Source organism: Streptomyces sp. NPDC002044 (assembly GCF_040296725.1).
GTDB classification, from domain to species: domain Bacteria; phylum Actinomycetota; class Actinomycetes; order Streptomycetales; family Streptomycetaceae; genus Streptomyces; species Streptomyces antarcticus.
The window spans coordinates 47,074-68,616 of sequence record NZ_JBEOXU010000008.1; the positions used below are offsets into that span (position 1 = coordinate 47,074).

The window sequence follows — 21,543 nt, forward strand, 5'->3', positions numbered from 1 at the left end:
TGGATGGGAGGCACACGCATCGGAGAACCGGACGGGAACGGACCGGACACCGGAGAGGGCGCCTCCCATGGCCAAGCAGAACGTCGCGGAGCAGTTCGTCGACATCCTCGTACGCGCGGGCGTCCGACGGATGTACGGAGTCGTCGGCGACAGCCTCAACCCGGTGGTCGACGCGATCCGCCGGACGGGTGACATCGACTGGATCCAGGTCCGGCACGAGGAGACGGCCGCCTTCGCCGCCGGCGCCGAGGCCCAGATCACCGGCCGTCTCGCGGCCTGCGCGGGCTCGTGCGGCCCGGGCAACCTGCACCTGATCAACGGCCTCTACGACGCCCACCGCTCGATGGCCCCGGTCCTCGCGCTCGCCTCCCAGATCCCCTCCTCGGAGATCGGCCTCGGCTACTTCCAGGAGACCCACCCCGACCGGCTGTTCGCCGAGTGCAGCCACTACAGCGAGCTGATCTCCAGCCCCCGCCAGATGCCCCGGGTGCTCCAGAGCGCCATCCAGCACGCCATCGGGCGCAGCGGTGTCGGGGTCGTCGCGCTGCCCGGGGACATCGCGGGCGCGGCCGCGCCGGAGAAGGCCGTCGAGCAGGCGCTCGTCACCGCCCGCCCCACGGTCCGGCCCGGAGACGCGGAGATCGAGAAGCTCGTCCGCCTCGTCGACGAGGCGGAGCGGGTCACGCTCTTCTGCGGCAGCGGCACCGCCGGGGCGCACGCCGAGGTGATGGAGTTCGCCGGCCGGGTCAAGGCCCCCGTCGGACACGCACTGCGCGGCAAGGAGTGGATCCAGTACGACAATCCGTACGACGTCGGCATGAGCGGACTGCTCGGCTACGGCGCGGCCTACGAGGCCACCCACGAGTGCGACCTGCTGATCCTGCTCGGCACGGACTTCCCGTACAACGCGTTCCTCCCCGACGACGTGAAGATCGTCCAGGTCGACATCCGGCCCGAACACCTGGGCCGGCGCTGCAAGCTGGACCTGGCCGTATGGGGCGACGTGCGGGAGACCCTGCGCGCCCTCAACACCCGGGTGCGGGCCAAGACGGACCGCAGGTTCCTGGACCGGATGCTGAAGAAGCACGCGGACGCGCTGGAGGGCGTGGTCAAGGCGTACACGCGCAAGGTGGAGAAGCACACCCCGATCCACCCGGAGTACGTGGCGGCCGTCCTCGACGAACTGGCGGACGAGGACGCGGTGTTCACCGTGGATACAGGCATGTGCAACGTGTGGGCCGCGCGCTATCTTTCCCCGAACGGCAAGCGGCGTATCATCGGCTCCTTCAGCCACGGCTCCATGGCCAACGCGCTCCCGCAGGCCATCGGCGCACAGTTCACCGACCGGAACCGTCAAGTGGTGTCGATGTCGGGTGACGGCGGGTTCTCGATGCTGATGGGAGATTTCCTCACCCTGGTGCAGTACGACCTGCCCGTCAAAGTGGTCCTGTTCAACAACTCTTCGCTCGGAATGGTGGAGTTGGAGATGTTGGTTTCCGGCCTGCCCTCCTACGGGACCACGAACACGAACCCCGACTTCGCCGCCATCGCCCGGGCGGCGGGCGCCTACGGGGTCCGGGTGGAGAAGCCGAAGCAGCTCACGGCTGCTTTGAAGGACGCGTTCCGGCACAAGGGACCCGCTCTGGTGGACGTGGTGACCGACCCCAACGCCCTGTCGATCCCGCCCAGGATCAGTGCCGACATGGTGACCGGTTTCGCACTTTCCGCCAGCAAGATCGTGCTCGACGGCGGAGTCGGCCGGATGATCCAGATGGCTCGATCCAACCTGCGCAACGTGCCCCGCCCGTAAGCCCGCAGGAGTGCGGATCGGCCCGAGGGGCATGCATCCCGTAGACCTGTTCGAGAGTCATGGACGCGGGAGGTACATCGCCGTGCGGGTGGGGGCGAAGACCGGAAAGCTGTGGAAGAGGGGGCGGCCCGTACCGCGAGAACCATCGACCGGCGCCGAGGACGGGGGAGCGGTGGACACGCTGCGGATCACGCGGAGCGTGCGCCGGGCGGACCTGAAGGCGGTGGGAGAAGTCCGACGGGCGTTACGGGAGCTGATGCGCCACCGGTGCCGGACCGACGCCGCCGACGTGGCGGAGCTGCTCATCACCGAACTGGTCACCAACGCCCTCGTCCACACCGACCAGGGCGCCGAGGTCTCCGCCAGCCTCGGCGGATCCCGCCTCCGCGTGGAGGTCCGCGACTACGCCGCCCGCCGCCCCCGCCCGCACGTACCGACCGCCGACGACGGTACGCACGGGCGGGGCCTGGCGCTGGTGCAGGCCCTCGCCGACGCCTGGGGCGTGGACGGGTCGGCCGCGGGGGGCGGCAAGGTGGTGTGGTTCGAACTGCACGCCACCCGCACCCCGGGATACGAGGCGGCGTAGGGCGCGGGACCCGCCCGAACGAGCGGGCCCCGCGGAGTGCCGACGGGGAACCGTCAGCCGAACTGCTGCTCCAGATCCTTCAGTTTGCGCTCCAGGGAGTCGAGCCGGGGAATGGTCTGGGTGTCGTCCTCGGCGGTGAGGTCCACCGTCCGGGGGCCGGTCACCTCAAGGGATTCGGATCCGGACACGGCCTGGAGCGAGGGCCTTGCGGAACTCCCGCCCAGTGGCAGCCGGGGCGGCGGCGTCAGCTGTCCCGGTTCCGCTATGGCCGGCTCCGCGCCGACCGGCGCGGAGCCCGGTCCGGGAGCCAGCCCCGGCATGTCGCCCTCGCGGGCGCGGGCCCGCCCGAACGCCCGGTTCTGCCGGCCCAGTGCCTTGATGTGGGCGCGGTCCAGGCGGTGTTGCTCGCGCCGCCGGTGCCGGTCGTTCTCCTTCTCCTTCTTGTCCTCGCGGACTTCGTCCACGGCCTCGTCGAGGGTGCGGACCCCCTCCAGCAGCATCAGGGACCACGCGCCGAAGGTCTCCCGGGGCGCCCGCAGCCAGCGGACCATCCGGATCTGCGGCAGCGGCCGCGGGATCAGGCCCTGCTCGCGCAGCGCCGCCCGGCGGGTCTGCTTCAGGGCCCGGTCGAAGAGGACCGCCGCCGAGAGCGACATCCCGGCGAAGAACTGCGGGGCCCCGTCGTGGCCCAGCCCCCTGGGCGCGTGCACCCAGTTGAACCACGCGGCCGCCCCCGCGAACAGCCAGACGAGCATGCGCGAGCCCAGCGCCGCGTCGCCGTGGCTGGCCTCGCGGACGGCGAGCACCGAGCAGAACATGGCGGCGCCGTCGAGGCCGAAGGGGACGAGGTACTCCCACCCCCCGGAGAGGTTGAGGTTTTGCCGGCCGAAGCCGACCAGCCCGTGGAAGGAGAGTGCGGCGGCGACCGCCGCGCAGCAGAAGAGCAGGACGTACGAGGCGGTCCCGTACACGGCCTCCTTGCGCCGTCGGCGCTCCTCGCTGCGCTCCCAGCTGTCCTCGGCCGCGGCCTTCTCGCTCTCGCGCTTTCCCCGGGCCAGTACCGCAACTGCCGCAAGCACGCCCAGGATCAGCAGGCTGCCGGGCAGCAGCCAGTCCAGCGATATGTCGGTCAGTCTCATGCGGATGTCCCTTGCCTCGCGTCTGCGGTAGTGCGGCTTTCCGGGCGCCATAGTGGCGCAGCCGGTCCGCCGTGCACGCGGGTTTCGGGGCAAGTGGACGCCATCGGGGGGCGCGGCCCGCCGGATAGGGTGTTGTCAGTCGAACTGAAGCCCGCACGGGCTGAGTTGAGTTCGATTCACGGTCATCCCCGCGGGTGGGTTCGGCGCGGGGAGCGTGGCGGCTACGCCGTGAGACGGGCCACGCGGTCCGCGTCGCACGTGCGGGGGCAGGTCACGCAGGTGTCGTCCGGGCGGATCGTGTAGAAGAAGCAGCAGCTCGCCCGGTCCCGGGTGGGCAGCTCCGTGCCGTCGGGGCCCGTGAGGGTGCGGAAGCCCGCGCCGCCGGTGTACGGGGCGGTCGAGCCGGGCAGCAGCGCCTCCAGCTCGGCCATCGCGCGCTGCTCCTCGCCGAGCAGGGTGCCGACGTACCAGAGGCTCTCGACGACCTCGTCCGTGACCATGCCCCACAGGGCGCGCCGGCCGCGCCGCATGCGCGGGCCGAAACCTTCCAGCACCGGTCCGAGGTGCCGGGCCACCGCGGCCCGCACCTCGTCGCGCAGCGCCTCCTCGCCGGGCACGACCCGCGCCCCGGGGAGAGCGGCCGCCGGATCGTCCGGCAGGCAGGCGAAGCCTTCGACGCGCACGGCCATCCGGCCGAGCGTCCGGTGGAAGGTGACCCCGGACACGGGGAGGTCCGGCACCCGCCGGTGGAGGAACCACGGCAGGGTGATCAGCAGGCACGCGGGCCACGCGTACCGGTGCAGCCCGAAGCTCGCCACCACATCGGGGCGGGCCTGGTGCCCGTAGTCCTTCAGCACCTGGGCGTTGTCCCAGGCGAGGAAGGCGTCGAGGGCCGGTCCTCCGGCCGCCAGCTCGTCCGCGCCGACCCATCCCACACCGCGAGGGAGGGGTTCGTGCGCGGCCCGCTCGGCGACCCCGAGCCCGCCGTAGACCTCGGCCAGGCGGGCGTACGCGTCCGCCACCGGAGACCCGGCCGGGGCGGTTGTGGTGCGCGCCGAGGCGCCGAGGACCGTGACGGTCATGGAGGACCACCGATTCGAGCGATCGTTAAGAGGTTAGCCTTACCTTACCCGATCGGGTGGGATGCCTACCCTCACACCTCGCGCGCCGTCCCCTATTCTCAGAGCGGGCCGAGACCTGTGAGGAGGACCGAGTGCACGAAGCGCCGCAGGCCGGCGGCGGAGCGGAGGCCGTGCGGCCGTCGATTCCGGCGCAGAAGATACCGCGGAAGGTGCTGCGCCATTCGGTGCGCGGCCAGGTCCTCGACGCGCTCCGCGCGGCGCTCGTCGACGGCGAGCTGGCACCGGGGGAGATCTACTCGGGCCCGGCCCTGGGCGAACGGTTCGGCGTGTCGGCGACCCCCGTGCGCGAGGCGATGCAGCAGCTGGCCCTGGAGGGGGCGGTGGAGTGCCTGCCCAACCGGGGCTTCCGCGTCCTGTCGCGCACCCCGCGCGAGCGGGCCGAGCTGGCCGAGGTACGGGCCCTGCTGGAGGTCCCCGTGATGCTCCGGTTGGCCCGTGACGTGCCCGCGGCCGGCTGGGAGGCCCTGCGGCCCGCGGCCGCGGCCACGGCCGCCGCCGCCGCGGTCGGCGACCTGCCCGGCTACGCGGAGGCCGACCGGACCTTCCACCGCGAGCTGCTGGCGCTGGCCGGCAACGACCAGCTGGTCCAGGTGGCGGGAGAACTCCACCGCCGCGCCCAGTGGCCCCTGCCGGGCGCCCCGCGGGTGCGCCGGGCGGAACTGGTGGCCGACGCGGCCGAGCACACCGCCCTGCTGGAGGCCCTGATCGCCGGGAATCTCCCGGTGGTGGAGTCACTCGTACGGGAGCACTTCGCGGGCTCCGCGAGCTGACGGGCCCCCGTACGGCCGGGGCCCCCGTACGGCCGGCCCCCGCACGGGGGCGGACCCGTACGGGGAACGGACCGGGCTACGCGGGAGCCGGGTCCGGGTGGAGCTGGTCCGCCAGCCAGGTCGGGATGCCCCCCAGCAGGTGGAAGAGCCGGCGGGCCTCCGCGCGCAGCCGGGCCGCCTCGGGTTCCGGCTCGGCCTCGGCCAGGGCGGCCAGCGCCGGGGCCGTGCCGATCAGGAAGCCCAGCTCCTCCCGGATCCGCAGCGACTCCGTGAAGCCCCTGCGCGCCTCGGCCACCTCGCCGTCCCGCAGGGCCAGCGCCGCCAGGTGCCGCCAGGTGAACGAGAGCAGCAGCGTGTCCCCGTGGGCCTCCGCGCCCGCGTGGGCCCGGTGGTAGGCGGGGCGGGCCGACTGCGGGGCGTCCGCGAGGTGTTCGGCCACCAGCCCCCGCCGGAAGTCCAGCAGCGGCCGGGTCCGGGACCCGGGGGAGAGCAGGGCCGCGGCCCGGCCCAGCGCGGAGCGGGCCTCGTCGGCCCGGTCGCGTACGCCGAGCACCGTGGCGGCGTACGCCAGGTGGCCCCGCTCGCAGGCGGCGGCGCCCCGGTCGTCGTCGTCCTGCGAGACGGCCTCGGCGACCCGCAGCGCGTCCTCGGCCTCGGCCCAGCCCTGCCCGGTGAACAGGCAGCGTTCGACCAGCAGCGCCGTGCGCTGCACGGCGGCTCCGGCGTGGTTCAGGTGCGGCGTCAGCAGGGCCGCCGCGTCGGTCCAACAGCCGCGCGAGCGCAGCCGCCATATCGCCCGCTGGAGGGGGTCGTCTCCCCCGGTAGATCCGGCACCGGACATGGCGGTATCCGCCACATTGCCCTCCCCAAAGCAACCAAGCAGCACATCGTTGAGCCCTGGGGCGAAATGAGAGCACGGATCGGAGGCTCCGGCCAAGGGGTCGGGTGAACCTTTTCACAAAGTCCGGACGGATCATCAGCCGCCCCCGGTCCGGTCCGTGCGGTCCGGGAGCGGATCTTCTCAGCTCATGCGCAGTGCGAGGAAGAAGTCGAGCTTGTCCTCGAGCCGCGACAGGTCGCGCCCCGTCAACTGCTCGATTCGCCCGACGCGGTAGCGCAGCGTGTTGACGTGGAGGTGCAGCCGCGTCGCGCAGCGGGTCCACGAACCGTCGCAGTCCAGGAAAGCCTCCAGCGTCGGGATGAGCTCCGCGCGGTGGCGGCGGTCGTAGTCCCGCAGCGGGTCCAGCAGCCGGGCCGTGAAGGCGCGCCGTACGTCGTCGGGCACGAACGGCAGCAGCAGGACGTGCGAGGCCAGCTCGTGGTGGCCCGCCGCGCAGACCCGTCCCGGGCGCGCCGCGGCGACCCGGCGGGCGTGCCGGGCCTCTTCCAGCGCCCCGCGCAGCCCTTCGGCGGAGTGCACGGCCGCGCTGACGCCCAGCGTGAGCCGGCCGTCGTCGGCCAGGCCGGCCTGCAGGGGGTCCCGTACGACCGCCAGGAGCTCGTCGGCGTGCAGGGCCGCGTCGGGGCCCTTGTCCTCCCCGGCCTCCCCGGACAGGGCGGGCAGCGGCACCAGGGCGATGGCCTCGTCGCCGGCGTGGGCCACGGCGATCCGGTCCGAGGGCTCGGGCCCCGACAGGGTCGGGTCGACGAGGATCTCCTCCAGCAGCGACTGCGCGACCGGGCCGCCGGGGATGTCGCCGCCGTCCCAGTCCACCCGGGCCACGACGACCTGCCAGTGCGGGGCGCCGCCCAGTCCGGGCAGCAGCACCGGGGCCGCGACCCGCAGCCGGGCGGCGATCTCGGCGGGCGCGGCGCCCGTCTGGACCAGCTCCAGCACCTCCTGGGCGAGCCGGCGGCGCACCGTCCGGGCCGCGTCGCGCCGCTCCCGCTCCACGGCGATCAGCTGGGTGACGCCCTGCAGCAGGTCGAGGCGCTCGGCGGGCCAGTCGCCGGCGTCCGCCTCGACGGCCAGCAGCCAGTCCGACAGGACGCTCTCGCGCACGTCGCGGGCGGCCGGACCGGCCGCGCCGCGCCCGTGTCCCCTGATCGGGAAGAGCGAGTACGTAATACCCTGGATGGAGATCCGGTGCGGGCCCCTGCGGCCCGTCCGGACCGCCGCGAGGTGCTCGCTCGCCAGTGCCGCACAGACACCCGGGGCCAGCGGTTCGCCGGCCCCGGCGATCTGCCGGCCCGTGGGGGACAGCACCCAGGCCCGGAGATCGAGGTCGGTGGTGAGCAGATCCAGCACCACGTCGGGCCCGCCGCCGGCCGGCCCCGACGTCATCAGGCGGCGGTGGCGGTCCACGACGGCCGCGAGGTCCCCGGCGCGTTCTCCGGAGACCTGGCGCACCACGTACTCGGTGATCGTGGCGAATGCAACGTCCTCGTTCACGGCGAACAGGGGCAGACGGTTGCGCAGACAGGCCGATACCAGGTCGTCCGGGATGTCCCCCAGCTCGGCCTCGCCCGCGGCGAGGCCCGCCACGCCCGCGCCGGCCAGGATTCGTACGAACGGCTCGGAATCGGCCGAATTTCTTCGCCAGGCCAGGCCGGTGAGGACGAGTTCGCCCCCGGAGAGGTATCGGCTGGGGTCCCGGAGATCGGTCGTCATGACCCCGCGGACCGTCCGGTCGAGTTCATCCTCGCCGCCGAGCAGCCGCAGCCCCAGCGCCTCGGTTTCCAGCAGTGCGCGCAGCCGCATGATGTCGCCGCCGATCTGTCTCGAATGTTGCCGTTGGAAATCGGGCAGGTCGTCGCATCCTGCCTTTCATACGAATCTACAAGACGAGGGAGGTCCCCAGCCAACTCCTTCATGGTTTCGGTGACTGCACCCGGGGGACGCGCGGCTTGTGTACTGACTCCACACCGCGTTAACAGCACGTGAACGACCAGTCGAGGGCCATAGGGCCTCCTGGCTTGAAGTGAACGACCCGATTAAGAAGAAGAGAGCCACACATGGACTTCCTTCGCCCCGCCAGCTGGGAGGAGGCGCTCGCCGCTAAGGCCGAGTTCCCCACGGCTGTGCCGATCGCGGGTGGCACCGATGTGATGGTCGAGATCAACTTCGACCACCGTCGGCCGGAGTACCTCCTGGACCTGAACCGCATCGGTCTCCTGCGGGAGTGGGAGGTCGGCGAGGACGTGGTTCGTCTGGGCGCCTCCGTCCCGTACACGCAGATCATGGAGAACCTCCGGACGGAGCTTCCGGGACTCGCGCTCGCCTCGCACACGGTCGCGTCCCCGCAGATCCGCAACCGCGGCGGTGTCGGAGGCAACCTCGGTTGCGCCTCTCCGGCCGGCGACTCGCACCCGGCGCTCCTCGCGGCCGGTGCCGAGGTCGAGGTGGAGTCCGTACGCGGCTCCCGCCTGATCCCGATCGACGAGTTCTACACCGGTGTGAAGCGCAACGCGCTCGCCGCCGACGAGCTCATCAAGACCGTCCACATCAAGAAGGCGGACGGCCCCCAGCAGTACTCCAAGGTCGGCTCCCGCAACGCGATGGTCATCGCGGTCTGCGCGTTCGGCCTGGCCCTGCACCCGCAGACCCGCACGGTCCGCACCGGCATCGGGTCGGCCGCGCCGACCCCGATCCGGGCCAAGGCCGCCGAGGAGTTCCTGAACGCCGCGCTCGAAGAGGGCGGCTTCTGGGAGTCCGGCAAGGTCGTCACCCCGTCGATCGCCAAGCAGTTCGGTGACCTCGCCTCCGGCGCGGCCAACCCGATCGACGACGTCCGCGGCACGGCGAAGTACCGCCGTCACGCGGTCGGCATCATGGCTCGCCGCCAGCTCGTCTGGACCTGGGAGCAGTACCGCGGCACCACCGGCCGCTCGCTTGAAGGGGCTGCGTAATCATGCGCGTCAATTTCACTGTCAACGGCCGTCCGCAGGAAGCCGACGACGTCTGGGAGGGCGAATCCCTCCTGTACGTCCTGCGCGAGCGCATGGGCCTGCCCGGTTCGAAGAACGCCTGTGAGCAGGGCGAGTGCGGTTCCTGCACCGTCCGTCTCGACGGCGTGCCGGTCTGTTCCTGTCTCGTCGCCGCCGGCCAGGTCGAGGGCCGCGACGTCGTGACCGTCGAGGGTCTGGCGGAATTCTCCAAGCAGCGCGAGCAGCACGGCCACGGCGGCGCCTGTGGCACCGGCGGCGGCTGCGGCGGCAAGGGCGGCGTCACCCTGGACGCGGCCAAGCAGTGGCAGGCCAAGCCCGCCGGCGACTCGCAGACCGGCGAGGGTGTGGAGCTCTCCACGATCCAGCAGGCGTTCATCGACGCCGGCGCCGTCCAGTGCGGTTTCTGCACCCCGGGCCTCCTGGTCCAGGCCGACGCGCTGCTGGAGGAGAACTCCTCCCCGTCCGACCAGGACATCCGCGAGGCCCTGTCCGGCAACCTGTGCCGCTGCACGGGCTACGAGAAGATCCTCGACGCGGTCCGCCTCGCGGCCGCCCGTCAGTCAGAGGCGGTCTGACCATGGCTCAGAACACGCGCACGGTTCCGGCGGGCACGCCGACCAACGTCACGCAGAAGCACACCAAGGGCGGCATCGGCGAGTCCACGCTGCGCCCGGACGGCACCCTCAAGGTGACCGGCGAGTTCGCGTACTCCTCGGACATGTGGCACGAGGACATGCTGTGGGGCCAGACGCTCCGCAGCACCGTCGCCCACGCCGAGATCGTCTCCATCGACATCTCCGAGGCGCTCGCCCTGCCCGGCGTGTACTCGGTGCTGACGTACGACGACCTGCCGGCCGAGATGAAGAACTACGGCCTGGAGATCCAGGACACCCCGGTCCTCGCCAACGGACGGGTGCGCCACCACGGCGAGCCGGTCGCCCTCGTGGCCGCCGACCACCCGGAGACCGCCCGCCGCGCGGCCGCCAAGATCAAGATCGACTACCGGGAGCTGCCGCTCGTCACGGACGAGGCCTCGGCCATCGCCCCGGGCGCGCCGCTGATCCACGAGGGCCGCGACGACCACCACATCGGTCACGTCCCGCACCCGAACATCGTGCACCGCCAGCCGATCATCCGCGGCAACGTGGAAGAGGCCCGCAAGCGCGCCGACGTCATCGTCGAGGGCGAGTACACCTTCGGCATGCAGGACCAGGCATTCCTCGGCCCGGAGTCCGGCCTGGCCGTGCCGTCCGAGGACGGAGGCGTCGAGCTGTACGTCGCCACCCAGTGGCTGCACTCGGACCTCCAGCAGATCGCCCCGGTCCTGGGCCTCCCGCCGGAGAAGGTCCGCATGACGCTCTCGGGCGTCGGCGGTGCCTTCGGCGGCCGCGAGGACATCTCGATGCAGATCCACGCCTGTCTCCTGGCCCTGGCCACGAACAAGCCGGTCAAGATCGTCTACAACCGGTTCGAGTCCTTCTTCGGGCACGTGCACCGCCACCCGGCGAAGCTCTACTACGAGCACGGCGCGACCAAGGACGGCAAGCTCACGCACATGAAGTGCAAGATCGTCCTGGACGGCGGCGCCTACGCGTCCGCCTCCCCGGCGGTCGTGGGCAACGCGTCCTCCCTCTCGGTGGGTCCCTACGTCCTGGAGGACGTGGACATCGAGGCGATCGCGCTCTACACGAACAACCCGCCCTGCGGCGCGATGCGCGGCTTCGGCGCCGTCCAGGCGTGCTTCGCGTACGAGGCCCAGATGGACAAGCTCGCGGCGAAGCTGGGCATGGACCCGGTCGAGTTCCGCCAGCTGAACGCCATGGAGATGGGCACGGTCATGCCGACCGGCCAGGTGGTGGACGCCCCGGCGCCCGTCGCGGAACTGCTCCGCCGCGTCAAGGCCCGTCCGCTGCCGCCGGAGCGCCAGTGGGAGTCGGCCGGTGAGGGCGCGGACGTCCGCGCGCTGCCCGGCGGCCTCTCCAACACCACGCACGGCGAGGGCGTCGTCCGCGGCGTCGGCTACGCGGTCGGCATCAAGAACGTCGGCTTCTCCGAGGGCTTCGACGACTACTCGACCGCCCGCGTGCGCCTTGAGGTCATCAACGGCGAGGCCGTCGCGATGGTCCACACGGCCATGGCGGAGGTCGGCCAGGGCGGCATCACCGTCCACGCGCAGATCGCCCGTACCGAGCTGGGCGTCACGCAGGTGACCATTCACCCGGCCGACACCCAGGTCGGCTCCGCCGGTTCCACGTCCGCCTCCCGGCAGACGTACATGACCGGCGGCGCGGTGAAGAACACCTGCGAGGCGGTCCGCGAGGCCCTGCTGGAGATCGGCCGCCGCAAGAACGGCTCGTACCACCCCGCGTGGGCGACCGCCGAGCTGCTGCTCGAAGGCGGCAAGATCGTCACCGACGGCGGCGAGGTCCTCGCGGACATCGCCGAGATCCTCGAGGACGAGGCCATCGACCTCGAGCTCGAGTACCGCCACCACCCGACCGTCCCCTTTGACCTGGTCACCGGCCAGGGCAACGGGCACGTCCAGTACACCTTCGCCGCGCACCGCGCGGTCGTCGAGGTGGACACCGAGCTGGGCCTGGTCAAGGTCGTCGAGCTGGCGACCGCCCAGGACGTCGGCAAGGCGCTCAACATGCTCTCCGTGGTCGGCCAGATCCAGGGTGGCACCACCCAGGGCCTCGGCGTGGCGATCATGGAAGAGATCATCGTGGATCCGAAGACCGCGAAGGTGCGCAACCCCTCCTTCACGGACTACCTGATCCCGACCATCCTCGACACCCCGACCATCCCGGTCGACGTCCTGGAGCTCGCCGACCCGAAGGCCCCGTACGGCCTGCGCGGCATGGGCGAGGCCCCGACCCTCTCGTCCACCCCGGCCGTCCTCGCGGCGCCCGGCGGCACGGGCGCCGGACCGGGGCCGCGTGAGCCCGGCCGGGAGATCTGGGCCTTGCTGGTCGGGGCGTCGGCGATGTCGCCCGCCCGGGACCCGAGCGCCGGCGCGACCGCCGTGGGAGGGAGCCGGCTGCCGCCGGCCATGAGCGTGGTCTTCGCCTCCGGGGCCACCCCCGACGAGGGAGCGTCCTCCAGGTCGGACCCGGACAGCGGCGGCGCGAACACGGTCGCGGGCAGGGACACGGACGCGTCGTCCGGCCCGGGGTTCACGTCGGTACCCGCCCAGGGCGTGGCCCCGGACGGCACGGCCGCCGGCACACCGTCGTTGGCGGTCGGCTCGTACGGGATCTCGCCCCCGCGCCGCAGCGGCACGGCGTCCACGGGCGCCGGCGCACCGTCGGCGGGCTCCGCGGCGGGCACGGAGGCGTTCTCCCGCGCGGGCGCCGGGGAGGAGAAGGGAGAAGAAGAGGGGAAGGACGCCTCGGCGGAAGAAGAGGAAGCGGCGGAGGAAGAGGACAACGACGCCGAGGAAGAGGAAGCGGACGAGGACGGGCCAGAGGCGGAAGCCGGCACGGAGACCGGTCCCCCCACTTCAGCCGACCCCGATCCGGACCCCGCCCCCGACCCCGCCCCCGACCCCGGAGCCGGGTCCGAAGCGGCGGCCGGTGCCGGCGCCGACGGTCCGCGCGGGATCCCGGCCCGGTCCGCCGCCTCCTGCAGCCACTCCGGCGGGCTCAGCATGAACGAGGTCTGCTCCGAGTCGATCCGCGGCGGCGGAACGGAAGCCTCCGAGGCCACGGCCGCGGCCGCCGCCCCGTACTCCTCCTCGTACCGGCGGATCACCTCACCCACCGGCAGCCCCGGCCACAGCGTCACCTCGCCGCTGTCCCGGGCGATGACCAGCCGCTGCCGGCCGCCCCCGGACACCGGGCCGGCCGCCCGGTCCTCCGCCCACACCACGAACCCGAGCCCGAACTCCCGTACCCGCACCTCGCGGTGCTGGTAGCCGGGCACGTCCCCGTTGATCCACTCCTCGGCGCGCTCCTGCGCCTGCGCAAACGTCACCACCGCGCCGTCACCCCTCATCCGAACCGGCACGCACCACGGGAACCGGGCGTGCGAATCCGCCGTCCACCATCAGACCGGCCACCGTCTCCAGCTCCGGCGGATTGCCCGCCAGCCGCTCCAGGAAGGCATCGAAATCAGCGCCGCACGGCAGCAACAACCGCTCCACGCGCTCCTGCACCGACCAGCCGTCCCGGTCGCGGGCATCGTCGTACGGGGAGAACCACACCGAACCGGTGCCCTCTCCCCTGACCTTCAGCGCGAGCAGTCCGCCCTGGACGAAGGCCACGCACAGGTAGTCCTTCGTCAGGTGGTCCCGCAGGCACTTGTTGACGTACACGAGGTCGTTGACCGCCGCCTCTTCGCGCACCGTGAAGAACGGCTGGTCCACCAGCAGACCGAGGTCCACGTCCAGTCCCGCGCCGACCGGCGCGCAGCCGCCCGCGGCCTTCAGGAACGAGCGGTACGCCTCCGGCAGCCGGTAGCCGAGGTCCTCCTCGACGCCCTGCACCTGCTCCTCGGAGACCGACACCACCGACTTCGGCAGTCCCAGGTGCACCGGGCGCACCTCCTGGAGGGCGCGCGTCCCGCGCTTGTCGTGGTCCACCGGAGCCGTCGCCAGTCCCGCGTGGTGCCGCAGCAGCGCCTTCACCTCGACGGGGACCAGTTCCATGCGCCGCGAGCCCGACACGTGGTGCCAGGTCCAGCCGTGCGGGGTCGCCACCGGGCCGACCGTGTCCCACAGCTCGTGCCCGGAGGCCCGCATCGCGGCGTTCGCGGACACGCAGTCCGTCAGCCGCAGCTCGTCGACGCCGAAGCCCTCGGGCGGGTCGGCGATCTCGACCGCCGCGCGGGCGTACGCGGAGAAGTCCGGATGCCCGTTGCCGCCCATCCGCACTCCGTGGGGATGCCGAGCGGCCCGGACGGGGTCCGGGAAATGCACGACCTGCCCCGAATAAGCGGCGTTGGGTGGCGCGGCCTGCTGCCCGAGCCGACCTGTCGTCATGGCGGTAGCCCCCTGCTGGATCTGGCTGGTTCGCCACAGCCTATGCGCTGGGGCAAGAGGCTCACCCGCGCGTAGGCCACGCCCCCGGGCTCGGGCCAGGAACATCCGAATTGATACGAAAATTCGACCCCGCTTCCGCAGGACAGGTGACATTTGGCAGGCTGTCCCCGCGGCACGGGGGCGTGCGCGACAGCGGCCACCACCGCCGCCACGGGAGGGATAGCGCGACCATGCACCACACGGCAACACGGCCGGATCCGGCCGAGACCGCCGCGGGAGGCCCGGGAACACCGGGAGACCGAGCGGCTACGGAAGCACCCCAAGGCACACCGGCACGGGAAGGGACGAGGCCCACGGAAGAAGGGGAAGCGGCAGCGGAAGGCCGAGGAGCACCGGCGGGCCCGGCCGAGCCGGGCGGTCCCGCGGGCGACCCGCGCCTGCGCTGGGGCAGCGCCGACGGCCGCCCCACCCCGCCCGTCCTGCGGTTCCGCCGTGACGGGATCCTGCCGACGGTCGCCGCCGCCCTCTCCGTACGCGGCGAGACCCTCACCGGCACCGCGGGCAAGGCCGACCAGCCTCCCGTACTGCACCCCCTCGTCCAGGACTTCCTGGACACCCTCACCAGCGGCCAGCGCGAACGTTTCACCGGCCGATGTCCGGAGGCGCTCCTCCTCTCCCGCCACCTGGCGGCCGTCGAGGGCGCCCGCTCCAAGCGCGCCTCCCGCAAGCCCCTCGCCGCGAGCGAGGCCCGCCGTTCCCTCAAGCAGGCGAAGATCACCGCCCGCCGCATCCGCGAGGACGGCGACCCGCTCCACGGCAGCTACGCACCCCCCTGCCGCTCCTGCGAGGCCCTCCTCGCCCACTTCGGCGTACGCTCCGTCGACCTCACCCCAGCCGAGTAGCCATGACCAGCACCTCCGCGTCCTACGACCGCTCCGCGGCCACCCGTTTCCCGGTCGCCGTGAACTCCGCCCTGCGCATCGCCGGCTGGGAACCCGGCCGCTGGGACATCAAGCAGGCCGAGTACTGGGCCGACGCCCTCCGGGACCACACCACCCCCGCCGGGCACCGGCACACCGTGTTCCCGGCCGCCGTCGAGGCTTGGGCCGAGTTCGGCGGCCTCACGGTCACCGCCCCCGGGCCGGGCCGCCAGATAGCGCCGGTCCCCGTGCGGATCGACCCGCTCACCGGTCTGCACCTGGCCCGTACGTTCGCCGACCTCGGCCGCGCCCTGTCCACCGCGCTCTGCCCGCTCGGCGTCGAGTCCGACGGCGGCTCCCACCTCGCACTCGACGCCGAGGGCCGGGTGTACGGCATCGACCACACCGGCGACTGGTACCTCGGGGCGAGCGTGGACGAGGCCCTGACGCTGCTCCTGACGGGCCTCCAGCCCACCCGCCTCACCACGAGCTGACCGGCGGGGGCGGGCGGGGCGGGACCCGGCCCGCGCCCGGGGCCGGCCGCGCCGCGCGCCCGCCGCGATCCGGAGCCCGACCCACCCCGCCGAAGCCGCGCCGGAGCGAGCCGGCCCGGCAGGCCCGCCCCGACACCCCGCGCCCGGAGGGCGGCACCACCGCTCCCCCGCGCCCGCCCGCCGAGGTCAGCGCCTAGCGGACCGGCAGGACCGCCGACACCTTGTAGCCGCCCTCGTCCGTCGGCCCCGACACGAAGACCCCGCCCAGCCCCATCACCCGTTCCCGCATCCCGACGAGCCCGTTGCCCCCGCTCGGCAGCCCGTGTTCGGCAAAGGTGCCGTCGCAGGGGCCGTTCTCCACCTGCATCGCGACCTCCCCGTCGCGGTGCGCGAGCCGCACCACGACGCGCGCGCCCGGGGCGTGCTTGTGGCAGTTGGTCAGCGCCTCCTGCACCACCCGGTACGCCGTCTGCTCCACCTCCGCCGCGTACGCCGCCCCCTCGCCGTGCACCAGCATCTCGACGGCCATCCCGGCCGTCCGCGACTGCCCGACCAGCACCTCCAGCTCGCCGATCGTGGGGCCGGGCCCGTCCTCGAAGCCCCCGAACGGCGCCGCGGTCACGGGAGCCGCCGCCGGCCGCGCCACGACGGGCTTCGGCTTCCCGGCGGACCGCAGCACCCCGAGCATCTCCCGCAGCTCGGTCAGCGCCTGGCGCCCCATGTCCCCCACCAGCGCCGCGTTCTTCGCGGCCCGCGCCGGGTCCTTCAGCGCCACCGCCTCCAGGGCCGCGGCGTGCACCACCATCAGGCTCACCCGGTGCGCGACGACGTCGTGCATCTCCCGCGCGATGCGGGTCCGTTCCTCGGTCCGGGCCCACTCGGCCCGTTCCTCCGCCCGGTCGGCCAGCAGGGACAGTTCCCGTTCCAGGGAGTCCGCGCGTTCCTGGAGGCTCTCCATGAGCCGCCGCCGGGCCCCGATGTACAGCCCGAACAGCACGGGCGGCACGGTCAGCGCCACCGCCACGAACCCGGACAGCACCACCACCAGCGTCGGATCGGCCTCCACGTCGCCGCGGGTCCGCAGGTACATCACGACGAAGGTCGCGGCCAGCGACATGGAGGTCAGCGTCGCGATGATCCGCCGGGGCACCTCGGAGGAGGCCAGCGTGTACAGCCCCGCCACCCCGAGCAGGAACCCCATCGAGGCCGGCGCCACGGCGATCCCCACCAGCACCACGGCGATCGGCCAGCGCCGCCGCAGCACGAGCACCGCCCCCACCACGATGCCGAACAGCACCCCGGCCGCGGTCGGCAGCCCCGCCTCGCGTGCGAAGAGCACGCCCTCCCACCCGCACTCCACGACGGACAGCCCGCCGAGCGTCAGGTCCACCCAGAGATCCCGCCGCCGCACCCACCACAAAGGCGGCCCAGCGCGGCCTTCCACTTCCCCCGTACTGGTCATGCGCTCCACCCTAGCCAGCGCCCCCCGCGCCCCGCCGGGGCTCGTCAGCCGAAGCGCCGCCGAAGACCGTCGCGTCGAGGGCACCCGGTGCGGCATAGTAGGTGCCGTCGACTCGACCATGAGACCGCAATGTCTGGTTTAGTCGCACATAATCCCCTGTGGTGTAATTGGCAGCACTGAGGCTTTTGGTGCCTTATGTCCGGGTTCGAGTCCTGGCGGGGGAGCTCCGCACGTACGGGTCCTGACCTCCACGGTCGGGACCCGCCTTCGTTGGGGGGCACGGGGCCCCCGCTATCCTTCACGGGTCCACCCCCGAAGCCGAAGGGCCCACCCGTGAGCGCCAACCGCCCGGCAGCCGTCGTCGTACTCGCAGCGGGGGAAGGCACCCGCATGAAGTCGGCCACCCCCAAGGTCCTGCACGAGATCTGCGGGCGCTCGCTCGTCGGTCACGTCGTCGCCGCGTCCCGCGAGCTGGACCCCGCCCACCTGGTGGTCGTCGTCGGGCACGCACGCGAGCAGGTCACCGCGCACCTTTCCGCCCTGGACCCCGAGGTCCGCACCGCCGTCCAGTACGAGCAGAACGGCACCGGGCACGCGGTCCGCATGGCCCTGGAGGAACTCGGCGGGAACGTCACCGGCACCGTGATCGTCGTCTGCGGCGACACCCCGCTGCTGACCGGGGAGACGCTCCGCCAGCTCGCGCGCACGCACGAGAGCGACGGCAACGCCGTCACCGTCCTCACCGCCGAGGTACCCGACTCCACCGGCTACGGACGCATCATCAGGGGCGCCGACGGCGCCGTCACGGGCATCGTCGAGCACAAGGACGCCACCGACGCCCAGCGCGCCGTCCGCGAGATCAACTCCGGGGTGTTCGCCTTCGACGGCACCCTCCTCGCCGACGCCCTCGGCAAGGTCCGCACCGACAACAGCCAGGGCGAGGAGTACCTCACCGACGTCCTCGGCATCCTGCGCGAGGCCGGGCACCGCGTCGGCGCCTCGGTCGGCGGCGACCACCGCCAGATCCTCGGCATCAACAACCGCGTGCAGCTCGCGGAGGCCCGCGCGCTGCTGAACGCGCGCCTGCTGGAGCGGGCGATGCTCGCGGGCGTGACCGTCGTGGACCCGGCCAGCACGTTCGTGGACGTGACCGTCACCTTCGGCCAGGACGCGCTGATCCACCCCGGCACCCAGCTCCTCGGCGCCACCCACGTCGCGGAGCGGGCCGAAGTGGGCCCCAACACCCGCCTCAGGGACACGGTTGTCCACGCGGGCGCCCGCGTGGACAACACGGTGGCCGACAGCGCGGTCGTGGGCGAGTCGGCGACCGTGGGGCCGTTCGCGTACCTGCGCCCGGGCACGAACCTCGGCGCGAAGGCCAAGGCCGGCACGTACGTCGAGATGAAGAACGCGACGATCGGCGAGGGCACCAAGGTGCCGCACCTGTCGTACGTGGGCGACGCCACGATCGGCGAGTACACCAACATCGGCGCGGCCAGCGTGTTCGTGAACTACGACGGCGAACACAAGCACCACACGACCATCGGCTCACACTGCAAGACGGGCTCGGACAACATGTTTGTGGCGCCCGTCACCATCGGGGACGGCGCCTACACGGCGGCCGGCTCCGTGATCACCAAGGACGTACCGCCCGGCGCCCTGGCCGTGGCCCGCGGCCAGCAGCGGAATATCGAGGGCTGGGTGGCCCGCAAGCGCCCGGGCAGCGCCGCCGCGGCCGCGGCGCAGTCGGCGGCCCCGGAGGACACCGGCCACCACTGAGGTGAACCGACCGGAAACAGGTGCGCCCACGACGGCGTACCGTGATAGGTGCACGCAATTCGGCTGGCTCACCGTGTGCGGGACGGACGCACACGGGGGCGAGCAGCTTTCCCACACGTCTGAGGAGACAGTGCTGTGACCGGGATCAAGACGACCGGCGAGAAGAAGCTGATGCTCTTCTCCGGCCGCGCCCACCCCGAGCTGGCCGAGGAGGTCGCGCACCAGCTGGGTGTCGGCCTCGTGCCGACCAAGGCTTTCGACTTCGCGAACGGCGAGATCTACGTCCGCTTCCAGGAGTCCGCTCGTGGCGCGGACTGCTTCCTGATGCAGAGCCACACGGCTCCGATCAACAAGTGGATCATGGAGCAGCTGATCATGATCGACGCGCTGAAGCGCGCGTCGGCACGGTCCATCACCGTGATCGTCCCGTCCTACGGCTACGCCCGTCAGGACAAGAAGCACAAGGGCCGCGAGCCGATCTCGGCCCGCCTGGTCGCCGACCTGCTGAAGACCGCGGGTGCGGACCGCATCCTCACGGTCGACCTGCACACGGACCAGATCCAGGGCTTCTTCGACGGCCCGGTGGACCACCTCTCGGCCCTGTCGGTCCTCGCGGACTACGTCGGTGCCAAGGTGGACCGCACCAAGCTCACCATCGTCTCCCCGGACGCCGGCCGCGTGCGCGTGGCCGACCGCTGGTGCGACCGTCTGGACGCGCCGCTGGCCATCGTGCACAAGCGCCGCGACAAGGACGTCGCCAACCAGGTGACCGTGCACGAGGTCGTCGGCGAGGTGCGGGGCCGCGTCTGCGTCCTGGTCGACGACATGATCGACACCGGCGGCACCATCTGCGCCGCGGCCGACGCGCTCTTCGCGCACGGCGCGGAGGACGTCATCGTGACGGCCACGCACGGCATCCTCTCGGGCCCGGCCGCCGACCGCCTGAAGAACTCCAAGGTCAGCGAGTTCGTGTTCACGAACACCCTGCCGGACCCGTCCGACCTGGAGCTCGACAAGATCACGGTGCTCTCGATCGCCCCGATGATCGCGCGCGCGGTGCGCGAGGTCTTCGAGGACGGTTCGGTCACCAGCCTGTTCGAAGAGCAGCAGTAACCGTTCCGCCGCGGACGCGGTAGATCCTTTTTGGTACGGCCTCCCCCGCCGGGTACACTCCATGAGTTGCTCGGCGAGGGAGGCCGTACCTGTTTCCGGTACGGACGCTCCGTTATCGACGCGCTCTTCGTAGCAGGCCGTTCCGGCCGGGTGACCAGTCCGTTCTTCCGTCACCCCACGAGGAGTGAGCATGTCCGAGGTCAAGCTTTCCGCCGAGGTCCGCACGTCGTTCGGCAAGGGCTCCGCCCGCCAGGCCCGCATCGCGGGCAAGGTTCCCGGCGTCATCTACGGTCACGGCACCGCCCCCCAGCACGTCGACGTCGAGGGCCACGGCCTGCTGCTCGCGCTGCGCACCCCGAACGTCCTGCTCTCCCTGGACATCGCGGGCGCCGGCACCGAGCTGGTCATCCCCAAGGCCGTGCAGCGTCACCCCCTGAAGCGCTCGATCTCCCACGTCGACTTCCTGATCGTCAAGAAGGGCGAGAAGGTCACCGTCGACGTCGCGATCGTCACCGAGGGCGAGCTGGCCGTCGGCGGCAACATGCTGGAGACCCTCCAGAACACCATCTCCGTCGAGGCCGAGGCCACGCACATCCCGACCGAGGTCACCGTCTCCATCGCGGGCCTCGAGGCCGGCGCGACCATCCACGCCAAGGACCTGGTCCTCCCCTCGGGCACCACCCTGGCCGTCGACGGCGACATCGCCGTCCTGCAGGTCGTCGCCCCGCAGGCCGAGGAGCCGGCCGCCGAGGCCGAGGGCACCGAGGCCTGAGCCTCCCCCTCACCCCTCAGCAGTTGCTGACCGACCGCCGTCCGGCTCCACTGGAGCGGGACGGCGGTCGTTCCCGCTTAAGGAGCTTTTGATGTCGGACGACGCGGCGCCCTGGCTGATCGTCGGCCTCGGCAACCCCGGACCCGAGTACGCGGGCAACCGCCACAACATCGGGTTCATGGTGGCCGACCTGCTGGCGGACCGGATCCGCGGGAAGTTCAAGGCGCACAAGGCCCGGGCCCAGGTGGTCGAGGGCCGCTTCGGACCGCCCGGACCGGCGGGCAGCCGGGTCGTGCTGGCCAAGCCGATGACGTACATGAACCTGTCGGGCGGCCCGGTGACGGCGCTGCGCGACTTCTACAAGGTGCCGCTGGAGCGGATCGTCGCGGTCCACGACGAGCTGGACATCGACTATCCGACGCTGCGGCTGAAGCTCGGCGGCGGGGACAACGGCCACAACGGCCTGAAGTCGATGACGAAGTCGATGGGCCCCGACTACCACCGGGTCCGCTGCGGCATCGGCCGGCCGCCGGGCCGGATGCAGGTCGCGGACTTCGTGCTGAAGGACTTCTCCTCGACGGAGCGCAAGGAACTCGACTGGTTCGTGGACCGGGCGGCCGATGCCGTGGAGAGCCTGGTCTGCGACGGTCTGGAGCGCGCGCAGTCCACGTACAACTCGTAACGCAC

General features: G+C 72.3%; 17 protein-coding genes, 1 tRNA gene and 2 pseudogenes. 13 read left to right on the plus strand and 7 right to left on the minus strand.

The window, feature by feature from the left end; genetic code table 11:
* Positions 1–67 precede the first annotated feature (67 nt).
* Both ABT106_RS03905 and ABT106_RS03910 read left to right on the plus strand, forming a co-directional pair.
* Positions 68–1,810 carry a pyruvate dehydrogenase gene (locus ABT106_RS03905; protein WP_351271842.1) on the plus strand — a complete coding sequence of 581 codons (1,743 nt, stop codon included), beginning with the start codon at positions 68–70 and terminating at the stop codon, positions 1,808–1,810.
* 172 nt (positions 1,811–1,982) lie between these two features.
* Positions 1,983–2,396 (plus strand): ATP-binding protein, encoded by a 414-nt coding sequence (locus ABT106_RS03910; protein WP_351271845.1) that lies wholly within the window; start codon positions 1,983–1,985, stop codon positions 2,394–2,396.
* 53 nt (positions 2,397–2,449) lie between these two features.
* Here the strand turns inward: ABT106_RS03910 and ABT106_RS03915 are convergent, their stop codons facing one another.
* On the minus strand, positions 2,450–3,535 hold the full coding sequence (locus ABT106_RS03915; protein ID WP_351271848.1) for a DUF2637 domain-containing protein: 1,086 nt from the start codon (positions 3,533–3,535) through the stop codon (positions 2,450–2,452).
* A gap of 221 nt (positions 3,536–3,756) precedes the next feature.
* Positions 3,757–4,617 (minus strand): (2Fe-2S)-binding protein, encoded by an 861-nt coding sequence (locus tag ABT106_RS03920; RefSeq protein ID WP_351271851.1) that lies wholly within the window; start codon positions 4,615–4,617, stop codon positions 3,757–3,759.
* 131 nt (positions 4,618–4,748) lie between these two features.
* Between ABT106_RS03920 and ABT106_RS03925 the strand changes: the two genes are divergently transcribed.
* A complete protein-coding gene (locus ABT106_RS03925) occupies positions 4,749–5,447 on the plus strand; it encodes a GntR family transcriptional regulator (RefSeq protein ID WP_502979196.1) in 699 nt (232 codons plus the stop codon).
* A gap of 76 nt (positions 5,448–5,523) precedes the next feature.
* Here the strand turns inward: ABT106_RS03925 and ABT106_RS03930 are convergent, their stop codons facing one another.
* Positions 5,524–6,303: a hypothetical protein gene (locus ABT106_RS03930; protein WP_351271854.1), complete on the minus strand. Its 780-nt coding sequence runs from the start codon at positions 6,301–6,303 to the stop codon at positions 5,524–5,526.
* A 165-nt stretch (positions 6,304–6,468) separates the two neighbouring features.
* Positions 6,469–8,148: a PucR family transcriptional regulator gene (locus tag ABT106_RS03935; RefSeq protein WP_351271857.1), complete on the minus strand. Its 1,680-nt coding sequence runs from the start codon at positions 8,146–8,148 to the stop codon at positions 6,469–6,471.
* Positions 8,149–8,402: 254 nt separating this feature from the next.
* On the opposite strand from ABT106_RS03935, the gene ABT106_RS03940 reads away from it, so the two are divergent.
* From ABT106_RS03940 to ABT106_RS03950, 3 genes and pseudogenes are all read left to right on the plus strand, one after another.
* A complete protein-coding gene (locus tag ABT106_RS03940; RefSeq protein ID WP_351271860.1) occupies positions 8,403–9,296 on the plus strand; it encodes an FAD binding domain-containing protein in 894 nt (297 codons plus the stop codon).
* Between the two features lie 2 nt (positions 9,297–9,298).
* Positions 9,299–9,910: a (2Fe-2S)-binding protein gene (locus tag ABT106_RS03945; protein ID WP_351271863.1), complete on the plus strand. Its 612-nt coding sequence runs from the start codon at positions 9,299–9,301 to the stop codon at positions 9,908–9,910.
* Positions 9,911–9,912: 2 nt separating this feature from the next.
* Positions 9,913–12,243: pseudogene (locus ABT106_RS03950) on the plus strand (xanthine dehydrogenase family protein molybdopterin-binding subunit); the annotation flags it as partial.
* An 872-nt stretch (positions 12,244–13,115) separates the two neighbouring features.
* Here the strand turns inward: ABT106_RS03950 and ABT106_RS32110 are convergent.
* Together ABT106_RS32110 and ABT106_RS03955 are read right to left on the minus strand one after the other, a co-directional pair.
* Positions 13,116–13,331: pseudogene (locus tag ABT106_RS32110) on the minus strand (SUKH-4 family immunity protein); the annotation flags it as partial.
* Positions 13,321–14,316, minus strand: a complete 996-nt coding sequence (locus ABT106_RS03955) for an SMI1/KNR4 family protein (protein ID WP_351271866.1) — start codon at positions 14,314–14,316, stop codon at positions 13,321–13,323. The gene ABT106_RS03955 and the pseudogene ABT106_RS32110, both read right to left, overlap by 11 nt.
* A 437-nt stretch (positions 14,317–14,753) precedes the next feature.
* Here ABT106_RS03955 and ABT106_RS03960 point away from each other — a divergent pair, with 437 nt between their 5' ends.
* The gene (locus ABT106_RS03960) at positions 14,754–15,218 is read left to right on the plus strand and encodes a YwqJ-related putative deaminase (RefSeq protein ID WP_351271941.1); all 465 of its coding nucleotides are present in this window, start codon (positions 14,754–14,756) and stop codon (positions 15,216–15,218) included.
* A 2-nt stretch (positions 15,219–15,220) separates the two neighbouring features.
* Positions 15,221–15,730 (plus strand): SUKH-3 domain-containing protein, encoded by a 510-nt coding sequence (locus tag ABT106_RS03965; protein WP_351271869.1) that lies wholly within the window; start codon positions 15,221–15,223, stop codon positions 15,728–15,730.
* Positions 15,731–15,923: 193 nt separating this feature from the next.
* Here ABT106_RS03965 and ABT106_RS03970 read toward each other — a convergent pair whose 3' ends face one another.
* Positions 15,924–17,192 (minus strand): sensor histidine kinase, encoded by a 1,269-nt coding sequence (locus tag ABT106_RS03970; RefSeq protein WP_351271872.1) that lies wholly within the window; start codon positions 17,190–17,192, stop codon positions 15,924–15,926.
* Between the two features lie 152 nt (positions 17,193–17,344).
* On the opposite strand from ABT106_RS03970, the gene ABT106_RS03975 reads away from it, so the two are divergent.
* The 5 genes from ABT106_RS03975 (at position 17,345) to pth (ending at position 21,538) form a co-directional block, all read left to right on the plus strand.
* Positions 17,345–17,416, plus strand: a tRNA-Gln gene (locus ABT106_RS03975).
* 109 nt (positions 17,417–17,525) lie between these two features.
* Positions 17,526–18,971 carry a bifunctional UDP-N-acetylglucosamine diphosphorylase/glucosamine-1-phosphate N-acetyltransferase GlmU gene (gene glmU / locus ABT106_RS03980; protein ID WP_351271875.1) on the plus strand — a complete coding sequence of 482 codons (1,446 nt, stop codon included), beginning with the start codon at positions 17,526–17,528 and terminating at the stop codon, positions 18,969–18,971.
* Positions 18,972–19,106: 135 nt separating this feature from the next.
* Positions 19,107–20,084, plus strand: a complete 978-nt coding sequence (locus tag ABT106_RS03985; RefSeq protein ID WP_351271878.1) for a ribose-phosphate diphosphokinase — start codon at positions 19,107–19,109, stop codon at positions 20,082–20,084.
* Between the two features lie 190 nt (positions 20,085–20,274).
* Positions 20,275–20,856 (plus strand): 50S ribosomal protein L25/general stress protein Ctc, encoded by a 582-nt coding sequence (locus tag ABT106_RS03990; RefSeq protein WP_351271881.1) that lies wholly within the window; start codon positions 20,275–20,277, stop codon positions 20,854–20,856.
* 91 nt (positions 20,857–20,947) lie between these two features.
* On the plus strand, positions 20,948–21,538 hold the full coding sequence (pth, locus tag ABT106_RS03995; protein ID WP_351271884.1) for an aminoacyl-tRNA hydrolase: 591 nt from the start codon (positions 20,948–20,950) through the stop codon (positions 21,536–21,538).
* The last annotated feature ends 5 nt before the right edge of the window (positions 21,539–21,543 follow it).